This is a genomic window from uncultured Gimesia sp., assembly GCF_937910335.1.
GTDB lineage: Bacteria > Planctomycetota > Planctomycetia > Planctomycetales > Planctomycetaceae > Gimesia.
This window is the reverse complement of record NZ_CALEMX010000071.1, coordinates 1-3,695: the sequence shown is the minus strand read 5'-3', so window position 1 is coordinate 3,695 and position 3,695 is coordinate 1. Positions and strand designations below refer to the sequence as shown.

The 3,695-nt window shown below is 44.6% G+C and carries 5 protein-coding genes; all 5 read right to left on the bottom strand.

Annotated elements, in window-relative coordinates:
* Nucleotides 1-201 precede the first annotated feature (201 nt).
* The gene (locus Q0668_RS02810; RefSeq protein ID WP_298859711.1) at nt 202-852 is read right to left on the bottom strand and encodes a hypothetical protein; all 651 of its coding nucleotides are present in this window, start codon (nt 850-852) and stop codon (nt 202-204) included.
* On the bottom strand, nt 849-1,301 hold the full coding sequence (locus Q0668_RS02805) for a hypothetical protein (RefSeq protein ID WP_298859709.1): 453 nt from the start codon (nt 1,299-1,301) through the stop codon (nt 849-851). The genes Q0668_RS02810 and Q0668_RS02805 overlap by 4 nt, the downstream gene beginning before the upstream one ends.
* Before the next feature lie 56 nt (nt 1,302-1,357).
* Nucleotides 1,358-2,728, bottom strand: coding sequence for a FliI/YscN family ATPase (locus Q0668_RS02800; RefSeq protein ID WP_298859708.1), 1,371 nt, complete (start codon nt 2,726-2,728; stop codon nt 1,358-1,360).
* 9 nt (nt 2,729-2,737) lie between these two features.
* Nucleotides 2,738-3,457 (bottom strand): FliH/SctL family protein, encoded by a 720-nt coding sequence (locus tag Q0668_RS02795; protein ID WP_298859706.1) that lies wholly within the window; start codon nt 3,455-3,457, stop codon nt 2,738-2,740.
* Nucleotides 3,458-3,545: 88 nt separating this feature from the next.
* Nucleotides 3,546-3,695, bottom strand: a 150-nt coding sequence (locus Q0668_RS02790) for a FliG C-terminal domain-containing protein (protein WP_366918861.1), incomplete at its 5' end; no start/stop codon positions are given.

Genomic DNA, 3,695 nt, shown 5'->3' with positions numbered 1-3,695 from the left:
CTCTCATTACCTCTGGATAAAATACGAGTAAGGATACTGCCGAATGACATTCTCAGAGAGAACTGCGCAGTAAAGAGCACAGTTGGTTTCGACTGTTACACCAGTATCATATTCGTCAGAATCGGTACTGAGACATTACGTAAGAATACGTAATATAGACTATTTTTATCGAAAAAATGTATTAGGCTTGCAGGGAAGACCTCAATTGTTTTCCGTAAGCTGTTCCAATGTTTCATCCGACATGCCACGAAAAGGTTGGTCCTGAGAAATCTCTTTGAAAATTTCCTTGCCCCGCTTGATCGCCAGAGGATCTGGCGCTGCCAGGAATTCCTTTAACATCTTGGCAATAAACTTTCCATCCATACCTTTTAAAAGATCAATATCTTCTTTGATGGAAACCTCCATGAGATATTGCACGGCATCACCCGGAGACATTGCAACGAGCACACTCTGAGTTTTTTTCGTGGCGGCAGTTTGACTTTCTTTTTTGAGTTGTAACAAATTTTCTTCGTATTTTTTCTTAGCCTGCTCAAAAGCAAGACGATCTTGTTTCAACGAATCTGATGACTGTGTAATCGAACTTTTCAGCATATCAATTTCGTCTTCACGAGACGCCAGTTCCAAAATACGTATCGCACGGTTCTGGGCGACTTCGTCAAGAGAAGGTGATGTTGTCTCTTCTTCAACAATTTCTACATCATCCAAAGACTGACCTGTCATAATCATTCGAATATCATGAATCGAATCTGAATTCAGGTGTCCCTGATACCACAAAAAACCCAAACCAAGCATTTCTGAGATAATCGTCGCTACACAAAAAACACTAATCATTATGGCTACAGAACGAATCATCTTGCCACTCCCGTTTGTTGAGTCGCAGACCAGGTTTCTTCAAGCTCCAGCGATTCTTTTCGATTTTGCTCATAGTGAAACTGATCGCGGTATTTGTCAGACAATTTTTCCATTGCTTTGACATCTTGTTCAGAACGTGCCAGAGTCTGTTTGCAAAGCACGATCTGTTTTTCCACAAGTTTACGATTCGCTATCACGGCTTGAATCTGAGCCTGCAACTGCCCGGCATAGAAACGCAGACTGGTTGCACCATCGATATCAACCACACCTTTCGCCTGTCGCAATCTGATTTCCTGAAACTGCTCTTTCCTTGACTGTTCTAATTTCTGTTTCTGCTCCACGAGCCGTTGATCTGTATGCAGAATCTCACCCAACAACTGACGACACAAACTTCGTTTATGACGCCGCATTTTGAGCACCGATTCAAATTGAAATACATATTTTTTCATGCCGTGCAGCTACTCTATATATAAAACTACATTCAAACTTGATTGCGTTAAAATTCTTAAGTGGTGTTACTCGACCCTTCGACTTCCTGCCCGATTGCAGGTTCAGGTTTCAGCGACTTCATTTGTTCTGCGCGAACTCGCAGATTATTCAGTCCCTCAGCTGCTTCCTTAAAATCGGAGTTTTCCAGACTTCCCTGTTTCAAATAATCATTCCATAGAGGCCTTAATTTTATCGCAAGATCAACCTCCGGATTCGAACCAGATTGATAAGCGCCTATCGAAATCAAATCTTCCGACTGTTGATAGGCGGCCATCAGTTTCTTTAAATAGGCAGCTGACTGCTGATGTTCTGGGCTGGTAATATCATTCATAGAACGGCTGATGCTGAGCAACACATCAATCGCCGGCCAATGCGACTCATGTGCCAGCTTCCTGGAAAGCATGATATGCCCGTCCAGAATTCCACGTACCGAGTCTGAAATCGGCTCATTGGCATCATCGGCTTCAACCAGGACCGTGTAGAAACCTGTAATACTTCCGGAATCAGTCCGGCCACTGCGCTCCAGCAGTTTTGGTAGCAGGGAAAATACACTGGGTGGATAACCTCTAGTGGCCGGCGGTTCGCCAGCAGCTAATCCAATTTCTCTTTGCGCCAACGCATATCGGGTTACACTATCCATCATCAGTAAAACGTCCTGGCCTTGATCACGGAAAAACTCCGAGACGGCCGTTGCCAGATGGGCCGCGCGGAGACGGATCAACGCAGGTTCATCACTGGTCGCTACAATCACAACACTGCGGGCTAATCCTTCAGGACCTAAATCACGGTCCAGAAACTCACGCACTTCGCGCCCACGTTCACCTACCAGACAAACCACATTCACATCTGCGGAACTCTGTCGGGCCATTTGCCCCAACAATGTACTTTTGCCGACGCCACTTCCAGCAAATATTCCCAGCCGTTGCCCTTTACCACAGGTTAATAAACCATCAATCGTTCGAATGCCTGTACTGAGCGGTGCATCAATTCGCGGGCGATTTAAGGGAGAAATCGGCTTCGCTTTCAGATTGGCACGATGTGACAGCATAGCCTGATTCTTGCCATCAATACAGCGTCCACGACCATCCAAAACCCTCCCTAATATTCCCTGGCCCACCCCAACAGCAGGGACCGATTGAATCAGAGACACTCGATCACCACGTCGAATTCCCGTTAACTCTTCATAGGGAAGCAATAACGTTTCTTCATCCTGAAACCCGACAACCTCAGCTTCAATTGCTTTACCATTTTCGCGATCAATGGCACAGACTGCTCCTAAAGGAGCGGGAAATCCTGATACTGAAACGGTCAAACCCACAATCCGTGTGACTCGTCCGGAAAGGCGAAAAGGTAATATCTGTTTTATCTGCTGAGAGACATCGAACATGCGATTTCGTTATTCCTGAGTATGAATGATGAGCTCTTGAGAAATGCGGTCTAATTGAGCTTCAATTGTAGCGTCGATCGTTCCATGTTGTGTCTCGATAATACAACCACCGGATGAAATTGATTCGTCTTCAATGATTTCACAGGTCTGACATCCGGTAAGTTGAGAAATAAATGCTTTCGTACCTTCTGCTAATTGCTCTACATCAGCCGGATTCATTTGAAACTTGATGTGCTGTGTTCCCGATGCCAGTTTGAGAGCCTCGCTCATCATAGCCCTCACTGACTCAGGACGTGATTTGACCTCATGGCGAATCATTTTTTCTGCAATACTTAGACATATTTCCAAAGCTGTCGCATCCCAGACTCGCCGCCAATTGACCTGTTCCTGCTGTAATCCTTCAACGGCTGCTTGCATTGCAGGATAAATCATGCCTATTTTTTCTTCGACCGTACGATTCGCAATCTCTTCAGATCGTGTCTTTATCAACGATTCCAGCTCGCTTTGAGCTTCTGCATAACCCTGTTGTTTGCCTGACTGATATGCATCTTGTTTGATCTGCTCGGCTTCCTGCTGGGCATCCACAAGCATCTGACGTGTCTGATCACGCACATTCAGAATGTAATCCTCACAGCGTTTTTCAATGTCTTTGAAATTGTAGGCAACCTTCGAACCCAATGCTCGAAAGGCTTCCGCTTTTAACAATTTCGTTGTTTCCATTTCCACCATGTTGATGACTTTTTCTAAAAACTAATAAATCCATTTGTTCAAATCAATAAAATGACATCATTGAGATCGGCTTTTCGCACTCTGTAATTTATGTGATAAATTGTTCGTTCTCATTTCCAGCGGCAATGTCAATTTCACCTGAATCTTCTAACCGTCGAACACTATCTACAATCTGCTGTTGAACTGCTTCAACATCACTAACGCGAATTGGCCCTAAATATTCCATCTCTTCACGCAA